We start from the raw sequence: 19431 nt of genomic DNA on the forward strand, positions 1-19431 counted from the left end.
GTATTATGCCCCAATCTACTACGCCTGTTATGAATTACGCCCTACCCGACCATGTATTAAATTTACTTGAGCAGTATTTGCAAGAGCAGGTCACGCCAACTATCGAGATTGATCCTGCCCAGCTTGCTTATCGTTGGGTTGGCGGTCAACAAGGGCACCTGGAGCCGTTGGCAGTGAATTTGTTTTTAAGTTTAGATGACTTGCATGGTATCGATACGCAAAAGGCAAAACTGGTACAAAACACGCGCCAGTTTTTAAAGGGCTATCCTGCCAATCACGTCCTGATGACAGGCACACGCGGCGCTGGCAAGTCATCGCTGATTCGGGCACTGCTACAAGCCTATCATAGCGAAGGGCTACGTATTATCGAAATCGCTCGCGATGACCTGCGGATGCTTGATAAGATACGCGCTGCGATTAATGCGCTACCAGCGGACTGTGATTGCCGTTATGTGGTGTACTGTGATGACTTGGCGTTTAACGGTCAAGATGAAAGTTATCGGACGCTAAAAAGTGTGTTAGACGGCGCACTGGATTCCGAGCAAGACAAGCTACTCGTCTATGCCACCAGTAATCGTCGCCATCTTTTGCCGCAGTTGATGAAAGACAATGTCAATATTTATAACGGTCAGACTGACGAGGTCAACCCTTATGAAACCATTGACGAAACGGTCTCCTTGTCTGATCGCTTTGGCTTATGGTTGTCCTTTCACCCGATGGATCAAAACACGTATTTACATATTGTGCGCCATTATTTATCACTTTCGCCAAACCGCAAGCTAGATAATGCGAATGACGTTAAAGAAAGTAATCATCATGCAGAGGAAAATAATACGCTGCCTGACGTCATTAGAGCAGCGGCGTTACGCTGGGCATCAGAGCGCGGTGGCCGCTCGGGGCGCGTGGCCTATCAATTTAGCCGTTACTGGATAGGACAAATGCAATTAGCAGCTGAGGACAATCAATCTTAAATATGACTATAAGTCATGAATGATTGTCGCGTGCAGAGCCTAGATACTGTACGCGGCTCCCCTCTTCTGCGCTTACTAAGTCAGCTGCGCCATTCACCATATATTGATCAAAGTCAGCGGCTAACCATAGATTGCCTTGATAAGCACTTTGGGCATCCAAGCGGATATGCGCCATATTGGGCGTATCACTATGAGGATTATCAAATCTTTGATAACGGGCGCTAAAATGGGTCAAAATTAAATTTTTAACGCTGTTTTCTTGGGCAAATTGACCGACCGATTGCGCGCTACTGTGCATCGGATCAAAGTCTGGATTTTTTGCCTGAATCTTATTTAACACCTCATGAGTATACGTGGCTTCATGTACCAACAAATCGGCATCGACTACCGCAGCACTTAGGCACTCTGGCGTATCGTTATCGCCCGCCACCATAACCTTTGTGCGCTGACTGTTATTATCGACGTAATCGGCTGAATAAAGCGTGCGTCCGTCTTCGGTCACAACATCTTCGCCTTGCTGCAGCTTGCCCCACAGCGCGCTTGCTGGAATACCATCGGCTGTCAATTTATCAGTATTCAGCGCACGGCGGCTGATAGTTTGGGTGATGGCAAAGCCATAAGAGGCCACGCGATGCGATAAAGGATAAATACCTATCGTCAGCTGATGCTGATTGTCTAGTGTAATCGTTACTTGAGTTTTATTTCCCTCATCTGATTCAGAGAGCAAATCTTCTATCGCCATAAAGTTAATAACAAATGGAAAATATAGCTCTGTCGTCAAAGTTACCGCTTCAAGCAACGTGGCGATTGCTTTTGGCGCAACGATGATTAACGGCTCACGGCGACCTGACATTGCTGTACTCGCTAGTAGCCCTGGCAGACCATAACAATGGTCGCCATGCACATGAGTGATGCAAATTGCTTGGAGCTGATGTAAAGATAACTTAGTATGTAAGAGCTGCTGCTGTGTGCCTTCGCCGCAGTCAACCAACACCCAAGGCCGTGATTTTTTAGATTGAGTCGTGTTTTGGGTGTTTGAGGCATAGGGATTAAGAGACTCAACAGCTAATGCGGTAACATTACGCTGCTTGGTTGGCACGCCCGCTGAGGTGCCCAAAAAGGTAAGCTTTAACATAGGCAAACTCTTTATCTAAATACTTTTTATAGCGACGTTCTTATAGTGATGTTTTTATAAAGACGACTTTATAAAGACTGGCATAGCATGGTTCTTTGACCCTCAATCATTTTACCGCCATTGGCCGTACATTCATTGACCATATTAGATTCATAGGATTTCCAGCCACCATAAAAGCTCGCAAGACATAGGAGTACTACCAGCAGCTTTTGTGACCACGCTTTGATAGAGACTTGCTGGTTATTGCTATGACCTTCAGCCATATTAATGGGTTGTTCGGTAACCGCACCAGCATCCGTCTTCTGGTTGTTTGTTTTATTTAAGTCTGTCATTTTTTATCCTAAAAAAGGTTTTGTCTATAAATAAACAAAACCTTTATTTTAATATGAATTCAGTCATTTATTAATGATGAAGTGTGCTGCATCTAAAATTTTAAACGCCCACCTTTTTCTTCTGCACGTTTAAAGGCGTCGCGCTCTTCACAGCGTTTTAGCCAGTTTAAGATATTGGCATATTTACTGCTATCTAAACCTGCTCCCGCATTGGCACCGACGACCGCAAGATGCATCTGAATATCCGCGGCACTGAACTCTGCGCCTGCAAACCAATGATTATCTTGCAGATGTTGCTCCATCATGGCCAGCATTGTATCCAAACTTTTGCTAATCATGCTTTTTTCCACCTGATTGCGAATGCTTTTGCTCACAGGTTTGATCAGCATCGGCGATTGCTCAACCACTTTGGTAAAGACCAGACGCATGACCAATGGCGGCATGAGTGACGCTTCTGCAAAATGTAGCCAAAACGTATAAGCATCCCATGCCGCTTCATTGTCATCAGCAGGCTTGAATTGGCGTTCTTTATCGTAATGCTTAAGCAAGTACTCAATGATAAATCCCGACTCGACGAGCGCACGATCGTTTACCTCTAATATGGGCGCATGACCGAGCGGATGTACTTGTTTTAAACTGTCTGGGGCGCGATAAGCCTTGTTGCGCTCGTAGCAGGTCAATTTATAATCGAGTCCAAGCTCTTCTAATAGCCATAAAATACGAAACGAGCGTGAGTTTGCTAAATGATGAAGATGTAACATAAACCATCCTAGTTAAAATGTGAATAAGCGATAATCTTAAATAAGACATATATTAATAGGCTACGCCCGCCCTTCACTATTGACTTTTATTGAGCACAATTGAACGTTACGAAACATGATTGAGCAAGGCGCCCTTATTGTCGATAATAGCGCAATTAATCGCCCTTTAATACAGAAACTATGTAGAGCAATAACGAAAAATATAATGAAAAACAACATCTGCTAAGTTTAATTTAGCTTCTTGGCAGGACAGTTTTATTTGGCATGTAGCTCTTCAATTTTACGCGTTATCTTATCTATTTTTTGCTGATATTTTCTAATTTTACGAAAGCGATGCGCAATCAAAACCCCTTTAATACGGCGATTTTTTAGGCGGCGGCGCGGCGGGAAACTGCCGACTTGTGGCTCATTGTACGCTTGCAGGCGGTCGTGACGCTTACGTGCCAAATAGCCAAGCGCACTATCAGCAATCATAATCAGCAGCGCGATGACAATCATGCCATACATAAACAGCGAGCCGCCGTCATTGATACTTTGGTGCAAAATGGTGATGGAAAATATAAATAAAAATATCGGCTCAAGGTAGCATAACGTGCCAAATAGCGACACGGGTAGCTTTTGGCTGCCAACCATGGTCAGCGCCATCGCCGCCGTACTAATAATACCGAGTAGCGGCAATAGATACCAAAACTTATCGGTCGCGAACGCCAGCTCAAAACCGCCGCTTAAGTATAATATCACCAACACCACCGGCGTTAATAATACCAAATCCGAGATAAGTCCGGTGATGGGCGGTACGGCAAGCTTACGCCGCAGCAGATAATAAGGCGGATAACCCAAACAGACAAATAAAGTCGCCCAAGAAATGCTGCCATATTGCCACACATCATAGCCAATACCGAGCGCCGCACAAATGGTCGCAAGCCATTGCAGCAAGCTCATGTCTTCATTATAAAAAAAGCGCCCCACGACAATCATAATCATCGGGTATAAAAAGTAACCTAATGTCACCTCCAACCCCAAATCATTGACCGGCGCCCACATAAATATCCAGATTTGCGCACCCAAAATCGGCGTGGGAATGATAAATAAAAACCACTCTTTTGCCGTCTTTAAGGTTTTTAAATAATCAAAAATATGCTGCCACTGTTTCAGCACACTGACCAGTAACACCAAACTGAGTAGCATCATCAGCACGCGCCAAGCAGCAACTTGTGTCCCTGATAACGGCTGCATCAACAGACCAAATAAAAACAACCCTGCATATAAAAAGTTTGCGGCGACTGCAACGATGGTGCCTTGCGACGTCTGATTGGTGAGGAGCATAACAATTGCCTTTAAAAATAAGCGCACGTCCTTGGCAATTTTGAAAAAAAACAAAAGCCTCAGACGCGAACGTCGGAGGCCTTTTGTCTATCAGCTCTATTGTTGATAGAAATTTTTATCTATAGTCAAGGAATTTTAGAATCGCTACAAGGTGACCGACCGCAGATAGTACATTGAGTACATCTAGGGTGGGCAACACCGTAGCGGTTTAAAAGTGCTGTGACTATATCCTTTAACTAAATAAAATTAAGATAAACGCTTCTGTATCTCATGCTCAGCATTATGTCAAAGTCGGCATAGATACGCAATACATTGGCCTAACCCGTCTGTTCATTTAAAAATCAGGTTTATTCATTTGCCATACATGTAAAGATTTATTTGCTATCAAGCTGCTCGATTTTACGCTGTATGCTATCGAGTTTCCTTTGATAACGACGCATCTTACGGAAACGATGTGCGGCTAACACCCCATCGATACGGTAATTTATCAAGCGGCGACGCGGCGGAAAACCGCCCACTTGTGGCTCGCGGTAGCCATGCAAATGGTTGTCGCGGCGGCGACGAAGATAACCCATCACACTATCAGCAATCATAATAAATAGCGCCAGCGTAATCATGCCGTACATAAATAACGAGCCGCCTTCCTCAATGCTCTGGTTTAACACGGTGATAGATAACACAAACAATAGCATTGGTTCTACATAACTTAGGGCACCAAATAACGAGACGGGTAATTTACTACTCGCAATCATGGTCAATGACATCGCAAGCGCACTAAACGCGCCAAGCAGCGGTAATAAATACCAAAACTTCATGTTTTGTGCCGCCACGCTAAAGCCGCCACTGCTGTATAACATAATAAGTACCACTGGCGTCAGCAAGGTCAAATCTGACAACAAACCAGTAATCGGCGGTACGGCAAGCTTACGCCGCAGCAGATAGTAAGGCGGATAACCCAAGCAGACAAACAACGTAACCCAAGAGATGGTGCCATATTGCCAAATATCATGACCGATACCTAAAGCGGCCAACAGTGCCGCTAACCACTGTAGCGCGCTCATATGCTCATAGTAAAAAAAGCGCCCCAATATGATCATCACCAGCGGCAATAAAAAATAGCCCAAAGTGACGTCAAGCCCAAAGCCATTGACCGGCGCCCACATAAATAGCCAAATTTGCCCACCCAAAATCGGCGTCGGCAAGATAAATATCAGCCATTCTTTTGGCGTTTTTAAGGTTTTTAAATAGTCAAAGACATGTTGCCACTGCTTAGTAAAGCTGACCAATATAAGCAAACTCAACAGCATCATCAATATGCGCCATGATGCTACCTGCGTCCCTGACAATGGCAGCATAAATAACCCAAACAAAAACATCATCGAGAATAAAAAACTCGATGATATTGCCGCTAACGTTCCCTGAAAAGTTTGATTGGTCGTAAGCATAACAACGGCCTTAAAAAATAGCGCTTAATAGATATTATTTATCATAATTTTATAGAAGCTAAGCATACAAAGTTAAAAGCTAAAAAACACGCTGTAAGAATAAACAGCGCTCAGAAAAAAGCCTCCAACGATGACGTCAGAGGCTTATTCTAGAGCAGTATTACTCACTAAACTAAAAAGCTAACAACTGAAGTAGTTATTCGTCATCGTCGGTGTTTTCATCTGCGGTATCAGTCGACGTTTCGTCATCTAACGTATAGTCATTGGCAATATCGATAACATCGTTGACGTCGGTCACTGTCGCATGACCCGTTTCGGCATCAATATCGATTTGTTCTTGACCCTCTACGCCAAAAGTACCATCTTCTTTCATTGCCTCGACCAACTCGTCGTCGCCCTCTTCGTTCTCAACGCACGCCATGGCCACCAGTTTTTCATCTTTTGACAGACGAATCAAGGTAACGCCTTGGGTATTACGACCCGAGCTTGCCACTTGTTCAACGGGCGTACGAACCAGCGTGCCTTTATCCGAGATTAAGATAATATCGTCTTCAGGCTCAACCTTGGTCGCCCGAACCAAGGCGCCATTACGGGCGCTGGTTTTGATAGCAATGACACCGCCACCGCCGCGATTTTGCGTATTAAACTCTTCGACAAAGGTACGTTTACCAAAGCCGTTTTCACAAGCAATGAGGATTTCGCGCACATCATCTTCGATAACCACCAGCGATTTGATAAATTCATCGGCGGCCAGACGCATACCGCGCACACCTTTAGCAGTACGGCCCATCACGCGCGCGTCGTTTTCATCAAAACGAATGGCTTTACCGCTCGAAGCAAATAACATCACTTCTTGACTGCCATTGGTAATACGGGCGCTGACCAATTTATCATCATCTTCTAGGCCAACGGCAATCAAACCGTTCGAGCGAATATTGGCAAACTGTTCAAGCTCAACACGCTTAACCGTACCATTTGCCGTGGCAAAGAAGACAAAATGCCCGCTCACATCCGCGGTATTTTGCGGTATTGGCAATATCGTGGTGACCGTTTCATCAGCATTTAAACCAATCAAATTCACTAGCGGACGACCACGCGAACCGCGGCTGGCAATCGGCACTTCAAAACCACGTAAGCTAAATACACGGCCTGTGTCGGTGAAACACAATACCGTTGCGTGCGTTGAGGTCACGACTAAATGATCGATCACATCGTCTTCTTTCATCGCGGTTGCAGATTTGCCTTTACCGCCACGCTTTTGCGCGACATAATCATCAATCGGCTGCGTTTTTGCATAGCCCGTACGCGATACTGTCATCACAACGGTTTGCTCTGGGATCAGATCTTCACGATTAAAGTCCATACGGGAATCAATGATATCGGTACGACGCTCATCACCGAAGTTTTCACGAATCTCGATCATCTCATCAGAGATAATGGTCATTAATTTATCAAAATCACCAAGAATTGACTCTAAATGAGCAATTTCACGTAATAAATCTTGATATTCTTCGGTCAATTTATCTTGCTCAAGACCCGTCAGACGATGCAGCTGCATGTCTAAAATGGCATTGACCTGCTCAAGGGATAAGCGATAGCTTTCTTGATTGTCAATCAGACCAAACGGCGCTTTTGGGTCTTCGCCTTCGATAAAGTCTGGACGTACCGACTGGCTACCTGCCGCGGTTAGCATCGCAACGACGCTACCTGAACCCCATGTATTATTGAGTAAGTTTTCACGAGCAAGGCCGCGGTTTGCAGAGGCTTTAATCGTCGCAATAATCTCGTCAATATTGGCTAGGGCAACGGTTAAGCCCTCTAATAAGTGACCACGAACGCGGGCTTTATTTAGCTCAAAAATGGTACGGCGCGTCACCACCTCTTGACGGTGACGGACAAAGGCAGCGATGAGCTGGCGTAACGTCAACAGCTTTGGCTGCCCGTTATCGAGCGCCACCATGTTGATACTAAAGCTAGATTCGAGCGGCGTTTGCAAGAATAAATTATTAACGATCACTTCTGCCGTTTCACCGCGGCGCAAATCGATGGCGATACGCATACCGTCTTTATCAGACTCGTCACGAATCTCGGTAATGCCTTCGATTTTTTTATCGCGTACCAGCTCAGCAATACGCTCAATCAGTTTGGCTTTATTGGTTTGATAAGGCACTTCAGTAAAGACAATGCGCTCACGGTCACGGTTGACGCCCGTATCGCTCATTGGCTCAATGATATAGCGACCGCGTACATGCAAGCGGCCTTTACCCGTGCGATAAGCGTCTAAAATACCCGCCCGACCATAAATCACACCGCCGGTAGGAAAGTCAGGCCCTGATATATGCGACATCAACTCTTCGGCTGATATTTGCGGGTTTTCGGCATACGCTAAGCAGGCATTAATCACCTCAGTCAGGTTGTGCGGTGCCATATTGGTCGCCATACCAACCGCAATACCGGTTGCGCCATTGACCAATAAGTTTGGAATACGTGCAGGCAAGACGCTTGGCATACGCTCAGAGCCATCGTAGTTGTCTTCCCAGTCAACCGTATCTTTATCCAAATCCGCTAGCATTTGGTGGGTCAGCTTGGTCATACGCACTTCGGTATAACGCATCGCCGCCGGTGGATCATCATCAATCGAGCCAAAGTTACCTTGCCCATCAACCATCGGATAACGCAAGCTAAAGTCCTGCGCCATCCGCACAATTGCATCATAAACTGCACTATCACCATGTGGGTGATATTTACCGATGACATCACCAACCACACGTGCTGATTTTTTATACGGTTTGTTATAATCATTAGACAATACATGCATCGCATACATCACACGGCGATGCACTGGCTTAAACCCATCACGCACATCAGGCAGCGCGCGCGAGACGATCACGCTCATCGCATAATCCAGATAGGACTGCTTTAATTCATCCACGATGGCAATAGGACTGATCGAGTCGCTCATATACACTCCTTTATTTACATTCTTTTTCTAGTATTTGGCTCGGTTAAAAATGCTGATAGTTGTACAAAAATAAAGGCGCTAAAAAGCGTCAATATCCATGATGTACAGACTATAAAAAGCGTTATCAAACAGGCTAAACAATAGGAAAATGGCGATACGGTTTTTGTTAAAAATAACGTTTAATTAAAGAAGCTATTTTAACACATTTTTGTCTATTTAGGGGATTGTAGATGCTATTAAAATCAAGCAAAACAGCTGATTAGCACATGTTTTTATCTTTAGTGATAACGATAAAAACGACTTTAATAATTGAACATTGTCTCTGCTGTTTTTAAAGGCTATTTCATAAAAAAACTGTATCCAAGGGATACAGTTTTCATTATTAGTATGAATATTAGACTCAAACTTAAACAATCTTACGATCGGTTAAAATTTTGCTCAAAGAATTCACGAGTAGCCTCAGTACAAGAAGTAGCCACTAGACCACCGTGATAGCTAGATAAAAAGCTATTGCCAGCATCGGTAACACTATCGTTAAAGCGAGTTTGGATATTAGGAATAGTACTGTTCTGCAACCATGGATTAGCTAGGGCCGACTGACTCAAAGGTGCAATAGTAGGCACTCCTCTATTTGCTTCATCGCTATTATCAACATCTAATACCGTTATATTTAGATTAGCTGCTGAGTTATTATCGTTATATTGCTTTAAAATAGCTAACATTGACCCTGTATTTAAATCGTAATACACGGTTGGATCACGATGACCACCGCATAATAATGTTGGCACCTTAGGTTTATAACCACGAAGATCATTATCTTTTAATGCTTTACGAATATTACTTTTTGGATTGGCAGCGGGCATTCCCGTCGGTGTTGTCGACGTTAGACTATCAGGGTTTCGTAACGCATCTGCCATGTACATAGCTCGAAAATCAGTTTTTATCAAATATTTTTCAGCAGCGAATCCTAAAAAGGCAAAAGGCAGTTCACTATCGGGTAATTGATTTAGTAAAGGGTCACTAGTAGGTTTGGCTTCAAACAAGGCAAATCTAGGAAGTTGTCCAGCTGCGACTAACTCTTCAAAATTTAGTAAACTTGGAAATTGAGTATTAGCATAATCAGCACTGAATATCTCTGATCGACTGCTATAAATATTAGGATATTTTTTCTGTAATCCTATCGCTAATAGTGGTGCAAAACGAGTTGCGCCAAGATTGACATTACCTGCAAATATAAAATCACCAAACGCTGCTAAAGCGTAAGGGCCTGATGCTGGTGCCATGGCAGTAATAGGTTTACCTTGTTGCTCTAGCTTACGTGCGGTCGCCATAGCGACGTGCCCACCTTGCGAATAGCCGCTCAAAAACAGCTTACCCGAATCATCAATTTTGCTGTAATTGGGATCATTGGCGCGTTTTTTGCGTTCGATAATGTTACGCGCGCTGTCTAGCGCATCAACCATGTCGGTTGACTGCTGCTGGGCTACCAAATAAGGATGGTAGTCAAGCTTCGACTCATCGTAGCCTGCATAGTTAGGTGCGACGACGATATAACCTTGGGCGGCAAAGTTTGCGGCGATTAAGTTTGCTTCTCCTACTGCTGGATTTTTAGCATTGCCGACTTGGGCAAAGTCATAGCCTTTATCCGTTGTCGTACCATGCGCGTATAATAAGACAGGACGATCACCTTTACATTCGGCCGCGTCGCCAGTCGGTAGCATCAAAGCGGCTGTAGCATTGGTATCTTCATCGGCAGCGCCTTTGGTATCATAAGTGACTTTTTCTATGGTAACACCGCACTTAGCAACAGGCGTTGCTGTACTTCCCAAACCAATACTGCTATTGATATCATTTGCCGTAAAGGTTTTTATAAATTTAGCGCTAGCAGACGGCGCTGAAACGTAATGATCATTATCATCGTCATTACAACCAACAAGCAATAAGCTACTGGCAATGGCGATCGATAATAGACCACGCGTCATGGCGGGTTTGTTTATAATGGATGAATTGGGTAAGACCATGATTGCTATCCTTAGCAGTAATAAACAGAAAATTGCCTAAAATCCTAGGCAATGGACAAGTGCAGCTTAGTTAAGATACTTTAATAAAAGACTATGCTTCAACCCTATTATTTATACGCTAAAACCCTATTAAAATCCAATAAAAGTTATAAACAACCCCTGCAAATATTTTAGATAAAACAGAGCACTTTATGAAACAAAAAGAGAGCCAAGCAAGCAGTCCATCCATTCATCACGCAACTAGCCAGCCAAGCAAACAAGCTATCACACCGCCCATTGCACAATCTGATACGCGCACAGACCGCAGCTTTGACGCGATTGCCGACCACTTTGAAAAAAAAGTCTACGGCGGCTTAAAGGGCGACATTCGTCTGGCTGTATTGCGCCGTGATATTTTTGCCTATTGTGCACAGATGAGCCAGACGCTTGGGCGACCGTTACGGATACTAGATGTCGGCGCAGGGTTGGCACAGATTGCCATTGAGCTTGCCAGTCAAGGACATACGCTGGTTATCAATGATATTTCAGCCAATATGCTGGAGAAAGCGCAAGCAAACGCTGAAAGCGTCGAAAAGGATTTAGATATTAGGTGGTATATTTGTCCGTATCAAGCGCTTGAAGAAAAGCTCGCGAGTAACACGGAAAAGTTTGATTTGATTATGTGTCATGCGCTGCTTGAATGGTTGGCAGAGCCTGCTGCGATGATGGATTTTTTTGATAAGCACTTAACTGAACATGGCGCGCTCTCGCTGTGCTTTTATAATCCGGCGAGTTTTGATTATCGCAATCTTATTATGGGTAATTTTAACTTATTAGATAACAGCGAGTATAAAGCAGACAATAAAAAAAGCCTCACGCCCAACCATCCGGTCGCTAAAGAAGAAGTCGACTCTTGGCTAAATTCGCATGAGTATCAAACCATACTTGCCAGTGGCTTGCGCGTATTTCACGATTATGCGCCGCTCAAACGTGGCGGTCACAATGACCCTGAAGCCGTTATACGTATGGAGCTACGCTACTCACAACTCGAGCCGTATAAATGGCTTGGGCGCTATTTGCATATATTGGCAACGCGCCAAGTTTAAGGCTCTCGCTACGCTTAAAGAGCAGCGTTAACTTTAAAACTGCTAACTATCTGATTTCTTCCACGCGCTCGGATCTATCGTACTCTGACCAGGTGGTAGCATTGATGTCTTTTTCATCAAACACTACTACATGCTCGAGGATAGGCAAGATACCAATTTGCGAGCCAATCTCATGGTTATGATGACTGGCAACTAAGGACAATACGGTTTGACCGTCGGCAAGCTGTAAGCGATATAGATAGTTTGCCCCGCGAAAGACGCGTCCGACGACCAACGCCGTCTGCGTACTTTCATCATCATGGACGATATCATCAGGCCGTACCAAGACCTTAATCGGTGTGCCGTTTGGATAATCGTACTCGCAATATAGTGGCTGCCCCAACTCATCATAGACTTCCATACGCCGATAAATATCACCAAGTGCGGTTTCGACATGACCTTCTTTGATGATGCCGTCTATCATTGCCCCTTCGCCGACAAACTCAGCGACAAACGGACTGACCGGCTCATGATATAGCTCACTTGGCGTGGCCCACTGGACCAATTTACCTTTATCCATGACCCCGACTTTATCGGCCAAAGCAAAGGCTTCGTTTTGATCATGGGTGACCAAAATAGCGGTGGTATTGGTGCGTTTAAGGATATCACGGACGTTCATTGCCAGTGATTCACGTAGTACCACATCCAAATTGGAAAACGGCTCATCAAGCAGCAAGAGTTTAGGCTTTGGTGCCAATGCACGCGCCAATGCCACTCGCTGCTGCTGACCACCCGATAGCTCGTTAGGACGTTTGTCGGCATGTTCCGTCAATTCGACAAGTGCTAGCATTTCTTTAACACGGGCTTTTTTGTCAGCAGCCGACCATTTATTAAGACCGAAAGCGATATTCTTTGCCACGCTTAAATGCCCAAATAACGCATAATCTTGAAAGACCATGCCCATACCGCGCTTGGCTGGCGCGACTGCAAAGGTGGTGCGCGCTGTCTGCTCGGTCAGAGGTTGATTACTTAAGCGAATTTTACCGCCACGACTCTGCTCCAACCCAGCAATCGCCCTTAACGCCGTGGTTTTACCGCAGCCGCTATAACCTAAAAAACAGCCTATTTCACCTTGCTGTAAATCGAGCGTCAAACCATTAACGATAATCGTATCGTCATAGCCAACGATTAAATCTTGCACGCTAAAATAAGCGTCATCAGCGCTCGTGTTATTAGTCGATGCTTTAATAGCTTGGTTATCTTGCGATTGGCTCTGTTCTGCTGCTTCTTGATTTAAGACAGTCTGATTTATAACGCTTTGATTTAAAGTACCTTGTTTTAATATATTTTGTTTTGCTGTATTTTTAGGCAAGCTTCTATCTGCCTGCAGCTTTGCTACTTGAGCTTTGGTTAATAACGTTGTCGGTGGTTTTTTCACATGCTCCGGTCTTGGCTTGCCGCCCACCTTGACGGATTTAGACGCTGCTGGATTGGTTGAATCGTTCATCAAGTCAGTATACATAGACGGTACCAGTAAGCTATTAGTGAATAAAACCTTTCATTGACGCAGTTTTTAGTATGGCTTTTTTAATATGATTATTTTTCAAAGAGACTGTTTAACTACTGTTTAACTAGGGCTTTTTGATTAAGGCTCTTTGATTATAGCGCTTCAATTATGGTTGCTTAATGATAAAGGCGTTTAACCTTGTTTATCACTTTGACGCAGCAATATCCAAACAGGAATAAGACCAACCAGTACAATCAACAAACTTGGCAAGGCGGCGCGTCCCCACATGCCTTCACTGGTCATCTCAAACACTCGTACTGCCAGTGTATCCCAACCTTGTCGCCGCGTCATCAAAGTAATCGGCATCTCTTTCATAACTTCGACAAAACCCATTAATAACCCAGTTAACACCCCAGGGCTAAGTACGGGTAGCATCACTTGCCGCCAGCGCTGATATGGGCTATCACTGAGTAATTTCGCTGCCGCTTCTTGATTGACGGTCAAGCGTTGTAGCTGACGGTCGACCGGCTGAAAGCTTACTGTCATAAAGCGTGTCGACAAGGCGAGCAGCATCACAATCACGCTGCCAGAAAAAAACTGCGTTGAGGTAATACCAAAAGCTATCAGCTGATTATCAAGCCACGCAATCGGAATAAATATCCCAACCGCCAAGACCGTACCCGGCACCACATAGCCCAAATTGGCTAAAGTAGTCATGAGTTTGGTCGATTTATCCGGATATTGACGCTTGACCCACGCAATAATAATCGCCAAAAATGCGATAAATATCGTCGTCATACTGGCAACCATAAGACTATTGCTAACAAAATCAATATAACGCGCGTCAAAGTCTTGCTGGAAGTTTAAAGCGGTCCAATAAAGCAGCTGCAAAAATGGAATCAAAAACGCTATTAAAAATACCAGCGTACAAAGTAGCGCCATGCCCCACTTCGCAGGTTTACTGGCTTCAAAACGCTGGCTACTACCTTGCGTCACCGTATTACCACGCTTGGTTTGCCAATACTGCTCAAACAAGACGACGATAAAAACCACGCCGATTAATAATGCGGCCAACTGCGCGGCAGTGGTTAGACTAAAAAATCCAAACCATGCTTTATAAATCGCCGTGGTAAAAGTATCGACATTAAAGACCGATACCGCACCAAAATCTGCCAGCGTTTCCATGCTAGCAAGCAGCAAACCACCAATGACCCAAGGCAGCGCCTGTGGTAATGCCAGCCGAAAAAACACCTTACTACGAGTTAAGCCAAGCATCTGCCCCGCTTCAATCGCGCGCCTGCCTTGCGATAAAAACGCTTGGCGTGCCAGCAAATAGACATAAGGATAAAATGCCAACGACAATACCAAACCTGCGCCCCAAACATTACGTACCGAGGGAATAGCGGTGGTAAAACCAAACTCCCTTAACGCCGTTTGCAGCGGTCCACTAAAGTCAACGATACCGACAGTGACAAATGCTAAGACATAAGCGGGCATCGCTAATGGCAGCATCAGCGCCCACGCAAAAAACCGCTGTCCCGGGAAGCGGTACATACTGGTCACCCACGCAAGTGCCGTGCCGATAATGCCAGAAATCAGTGTCACCATCAGCAATAAAATGACGGTATTTTTTAACACTTGCGGCAACACATATTGACGCATGTGGGTCCAAATATCAGCGACCGGCTGCGTCCACGATAATAGTACGATTAAAATCGGTACTAGCATAAACAACGAAATCAGTCCTAAGACTGATTTCGAGATAATACGTTTGCGGACGACATGGTCTTGACTGATAGACGGGCTATTATTGTCGTTATTAGCTTCATTGACAGTATTGTCTTGTTTAGCAGACGCTTCTGGCATTGTTATCATAAATTGTTACCGAGTCATACGCATAATGACGCGATTAGATGCTAGATGACTAAACATCTAATCGCTAAAAACCAACCGCTCAGCGACTTGTAGCCTGTTATTTATAACCCGCTTTATCCATCATTTGAATGGCTTGGGTTTGTAGCTCACCAAACTTCTGCACGCTGATACTGTCTTGTTTAAACGGACCCCAAGATCTGAGTAGCTCTGACTCATCGATACCTACTTTTACAGGATACTCTTTATCAGAACTGGCATAAAGACCTTGCGCCTCATCAGAAGATAACCACTCCATCAATTTAAGCGCACCATCTGGATTGTCTGAGTTAGCGATAACCCCAGCGCCAGAGATGTTGACATGAGTACCAGTCGTACCTTGGTTCGCCCAAAATATTTTTACAGGGAAATTTGGTTTTTCATCAAGCAGGCGACCATAATAATAGCTGTTAGCAATACCCACTTCACACTGACCAGCGGCAATCGCCTCTAACATACTGGTATCATCACTAAAGACGTCTGTTGCTAAGTTAGCTACCCAACCACGAATAATTTCTTCTGTTTTTTCTTCGCCCAGATTTTCCATCATGCTTGCAACCAATGATTGGTTATAAACAGCTTTTGATGAACGCAGACAAAGTTTGCCTTTCCATTTTGGATCGGCCAAATCTGCATAAGTAGATAGTTGGTCGGCGCTAACTTTGCTTGGATCATAAAAAATTGTACGCGCGCGCAAAGACAGACCTGTCCACTGACCTTTTGGATCACGGTATTTAGCAGGAACATTGGTTTCTAAAATAGTAGAAGACACAGGTTGCAATAAGCCCTGCTCCGCTGCTTGCCATAAATTACCCGCGTCAACGGTTAATAACATATCTGCAGGCGTGTTTTTACCTTCCGCTTGCAGACGCGCCATCAATGGACCAGTTTTATCGGTGACCAGCTCAATTTTAACGCCTGTTTTTTCGGTATATTTATCCAATAACGGTTTAATCAACTGCTCATTACGTGATGAGTAAATCGTAACCGTCTGCCCACCAGCGACCGTTGCGTCATCATTTTTCGCCACTTCTTGCTCAGCGCCAGATTGTTCAGCAGTGGTTGTAGTGTCAGCATCCACGTTTTCTTCTGGCGTCGATGAATTACTACAGCCCGCAAGACCTAACATCATGCCAAATACAGCAATGGGTAAAGTAAGCTTACTAGAAGATAGATTTGCACTGATAGCAGTTAATGACATGGCATTCCCCATAATGGTGCTACGGATAAGTGAGATAAGGCGACATTAAAATTATTAATAAATAATTGAATAGCGGGATAACGGGATTAATAAGACCTTAATGTCTAAGAAACATTATACTAATAGAAATGAGATTAATTATCAATAAATTTATCTAGCCCTGCTGTGCCGATAAACTGGTCTAATTTTTAACAAGATATCAATGATTTATGTATCTGCCTGAGCTTAATCCTGACCTTCTAGTAACCACTGCCCTAAAATGACATTGACTGCGGCTTCGGTACGTAAGATGCGTGGCCCGATATTAACTGGCGTACATCCTTGCTCAGCGAGCAGCTCAACCTCATAATCAATCCAGCCACCTTCAGCACCGATAAAGACCATACTTGGCAACAATGAATTAACTGACCTATGAGCTGGTTCAGTATTTTCTAGGTTTTGCCTATATTGGGCAAATGACAGCGCACTATAAGGATGAGCAACGATAGCGCGATTGGTGATTAAGCTTGCAAGCTCATCTTCGACAAAGGGTTTAAAGCGTTTTTGTAGACTGATGCGCGGCGCAATCGTATCAATTCCTTGTTGCAACCCTTCTAACACAAACTCGTCAAGGCGAGCTAGCATTGGACTTTGCCAATAGCTTTTTTGCGTGCGGTAGCTGTTGATAAGGATGATATCGTTAACACCAAGCGCGGTCATATCCATGATTAAACGGCGCAATACCTTTGGCCTTGGCAATGCCAACACCACTGTAAGATTAAGCTTCGCTGGCGGATTGATGGTTAGCTGTATATCACTTAGTTGAATACTATCGGAGGTAATGGCTTTAATGATAGCGCTACCAAGCTGCCCACCAAGCTGACCAATTTTTAACCCATCGCCTACTTGGGCATTCAGTACTTTATTCACATGGGCAATTTGCGCCAAATCATTGATATACGCAGACGCGTTATCATGTTGAAAGCTGGTCTCTGCCAGTAATATACAGTTCATAGCGTCACTTATATCCGCTCTTGATTCAGTTCTGGACTGAAAGGTGGTTTTGCGTATTGCTGAATCACATCTTCAATCATTGATAACTGCCGATGTAAGACTGCTTGCTGCTGCTCAGTTATTTCTGCACCCGCTTGCCCTGCTTGTTTTGCCAATTCCAAATGACTAAGCCAAAACTGTAGCTGCTGAAAAAGCAAACTATCATCATCGCTAGATGGCGGATTGCTCGCAATTTTCTGCTGCTGAGATAGCTGCTCATCAGTACCAATAGCGCTATAGAAAGCATTGTTTGGTTGATATAACGCCCCAACACTAGCGAGCTTATCAACCACGCTTTGGCAAGATTGGGTATAACTGCCCATCAATACCGGCGTCGCCACACTTGCCGGCTCAACGGGATTATGCCCACCAATATCGACCAATGAGCCACCCACCAATGCCACATCTGCAAGCGCATACCATTTCATCAACTCACCCATACTATCAGCGAGATAAACTTGGGTATTTGGACTGATTGCATCCTCATCACTACGACGCGTCATCGTTAATCCTGACTTTTCAATCAGTTCTGCTACCTCATCGAAGCGCTCAGGATGCCTTGGAACGATAATTAACAACGTATCCGCTAATAGAGGATGAGAGATGATTTGCTGCTGCCATGATAATACTGTCTTTTCTTCACCGCTATGGGTACTTGCTGCCACCCAAATCGGGCGACCTGCTACGCCTAAATCTAAGTCCAAGTCTGCGCCATCGCTTACTATTTCAGCTTTTTTGGCACCATTATCATCATTCAGCTTCGGGGTATTAATGACCCATTTCAGCGAGCCTGCCACGCGGATTTGCGCACTATGAGCGCCCAATTGCCGAAAACGTTTTGCCGATTCATTATCCTGGGCAATAATCAAATTCACATTTTTCATCATACTGGCACTGACCGCACCAATTTTTTGATAACTTTTAAAAGAAGCAGCCGACAGCCGACCATTGACCAAAATACTTGGGATATGATGCTCGGATAACTTGGTTAAGATATTTGCCCAAAGCTCCGTTTCTACAAACATTGCCGCAACGGGTTGTACATGCGCTAAAAACGTTTCAATCACCGCAGGACTATCAACAGGAACATAACTATGGCTTAAGCGACCTTGGGCAATATCATCGGCAAAGCGACTGGCACCGCGCGCAAACCCTGTCTGCGTGGTATTGGTCAACCATATCTGATAGCCTTTTGCTAATAGCGCATCAAGCAAGGGCGCGACGGTATTGGTCTCACCTAAAGATACCGCATGGCACCAAATGACTTTTTTGCCATTGCTATCTTTATAATTAGCATTTTCGTTGGCATTCGCATTAGATTTAATATTTGCATCAGGCACGGGCGGCGCAGGATAGCGCTTACCAAAACGCTGCTCCACTTCTTGCTGATAATTATCACGCTTATGCGAGCGACGCCACACTTGCATACGATATAGCGGTTTTAGCAAACCAATCGTCACCTGATAGTAAACAGGTGGCTTATAAACGGCTCGGCTTGGCTGAGTCGACTTATCAAAAGAGGGTAAGGAATTATCAGAAGATGGCATGAAGAAGCCCAGATTAGTAATGGATCGGACGATAGGAGGTGACGTTATAAAATGACAATAAAAAACGCGCCAATTCTACCTGAATTTAATGCTAAACATTGACATACTCCCACCACTTTCGCCAAGCTCAAGTGGGGAATTCTAAAAGCAAACGCTCTTAGGCGACTTTCTCACGAATGTCACAAGTTTTCTGTTTCAACGGGCGACCTTTACCGC

Annotated in this window: 14 protein-coding genes; 2 read left to right on the forward strand and 12 right to left on the reverse strand. The window is 44.5% G+C overall.

The window, feature by feature from the left end:
* Positions 1–5 precede the first annotated feature (5 nt).
* Positions 6–971, forward strand: coding sequence for an ATP-binding protein (locus tag A7325_RS03285; protein ID WP_082894271.1), 966 nt, complete (start codon positions 6–8; stop codon positions 969–971).
* A 13-nt stretch (positions 972–984) separates the two neighbouring features.
* Here the strand turns inward: A7325_RS03285 and A7325_RS03290 are convergent, their stop codons facing one another.
* The 7 genes from A7325_RS03290 to A7325_RS03320 form a co-directional block, all read right to left on the reverse strand.
* Complete coding sequence (locus A7325_RS03290; protein WP_068404589.1) at positions 985–2106, reverse strand: MBL fold metallo-hydrolase; 1122 nt, start codon at positions 2104–2106, stop codon at positions 985–987.
* A gap of 68 nt (positions 2107–2174) precedes the next feature.
* The gene (locus A7325_RS03295) at positions 2175–2438 is read right to left on the reverse strand and encodes a hypothetical protein (RefSeq protein ID WP_068404591.1); all 264 of its coding nucleotides are present in this window, start codon (positions 2436–2438) and stop codon (positions 2175–2177) included.
* Between the two features lie 92 nt (positions 2439–2530).
* Positions 2531–3199 (reverse strand): glutathione S-transferase, encoded by a 669-nt coding sequence (locus A7325_RS03300; protein WP_068404592.1) that lies wholly within the window; start codon positions 3197–3199, stop codon positions 2531–2533.
* A 255-nt stretch (positions 3200–3454) separates the two neighbouring features.
* Positions 3455–4525 (reverse strand): EamA family transporter RarD, encoded by a 1071-nt coding sequence (gene rarD, locus A7325_RS03305; protein ID WP_068404594.1) that lies wholly within the window; start codon positions 4523–4525, stop codon positions 3455–3457.
* 374 nt (positions 4526–4899) lie between these two features.
* The gene (gene rarD / locus A7325_RS03310; protein WP_068404596.1) at positions 4900–5970 is read right to left on the reverse strand and encodes an EamA family transporter RarD; all 1071 of its coding nucleotides are present in this window, start codon (positions 5968–5970) and stop codon (positions 4900–4902) included.
* Between the two features lie 196 nt (positions 5971–6166).
* Positions 6167–8932: a DNA gyrase subunit A gene (gene gyrA, locus A7325_RS03315; protein WP_068404598.1), complete on the reverse strand. Its 2766-nt coding sequence runs from the start codon at positions 8930–8932 to the stop codon at positions 6167–6169.
* Positions 8933–9348: 416 nt separating this feature from the next.
* Entirely contained in the window at positions 9349–10953 is a 1605-nt protein-coding gene (locus A7325_RS03320; RefSeq protein WP_068404600.1) for an alpha/beta hydrolase family protein, read from the reverse strand.
* Between the two features lie 191 nt (positions 10954–11144).
* Here A7325_RS03320 and A7325_RS03325 point away from each other — a divergent pair, with 191 nt between their 5' ends.
* Positions 11145–12038, forward strand: coding sequence for a methyltransferase domain-containing protein (locus A7325_RS03325; RefSeq protein WP_068404602.1), 894 nt, complete (start codon positions 11145–11147; stop codon positions 12036–12038).
* Positions 12039–12084: 46 nt separating this feature from the next.
* Here the strand turns inward: A7325_RS03325 and A7325_RS03330 are convergent, their stop codons facing one another.
* From A7325_RS03330 to A7325_RS03350, 5 genes are all read right to left on the reverse strand, one after another.
* Entirely contained in the window at positions 12085–13539 is a 1455-nt protein-coding gene (locus A7325_RS03330; RefSeq protein ID WP_226928953.1) for an ABC transporter ATP-binding protein, read from the reverse strand.
* Positions 13540–13716: 177 nt separating this feature from the next.
* The gene (locus A7325_RS03335; RefSeq protein WP_068404604.1) at positions 13717–15399 is read right to left on the reverse strand and encodes an ABC transporter permease; all 1683 of its coding nucleotides are present in this window, start codon (positions 15397–15399) and stop codon (positions 13717–13719) included.
* Between the two features lie 97 nt (positions 15400–15496).
* A complete protein-coding gene (locus A7325_RS03340) occupies positions 15497–16636 on the reverse strand; it encodes a Fe(3+) ABC transporter substrate-binding protein (RefSeq protein ID WP_068404606.1) in 1140 nt (379 codons plus the stop codon).
* 225 nt (positions 16637–16861) lie between these two features.
* Entirely contained in the window at positions 16862–17629 is a 768-nt protein-coding gene (locus A7325_RS03345; protein WP_068404609.1) for a 16S rRNA (uracil(1498)-N(3))-methyltransferase, read from the reverse strand.
* 8 nt (positions 17630–17637) lie between these two features.
* Complete coding sequence (locus tag A7325_RS03350) at positions 17638–19215, reverse strand: 3-deoxy-D-manno-octulosonic acid transferase (protein WP_068404611.1); 1578 nt, start codon at positions 19213–19215, stop codon at positions 17638–17640.
* Positions 19216–19431: the final 216 nt, after the last annotated feature.

The sequence above is a fragment of the Psychrobacter sp. SHUES1 genome (assembly GCF_001652315.1).
Classification (GTDB): Bacteria; Pseudomonadota; Gammaproteobacteria; order Pseudomonadales; family Moraxellaceae; genus Psychrobacter; species Psychrobacter faecalis.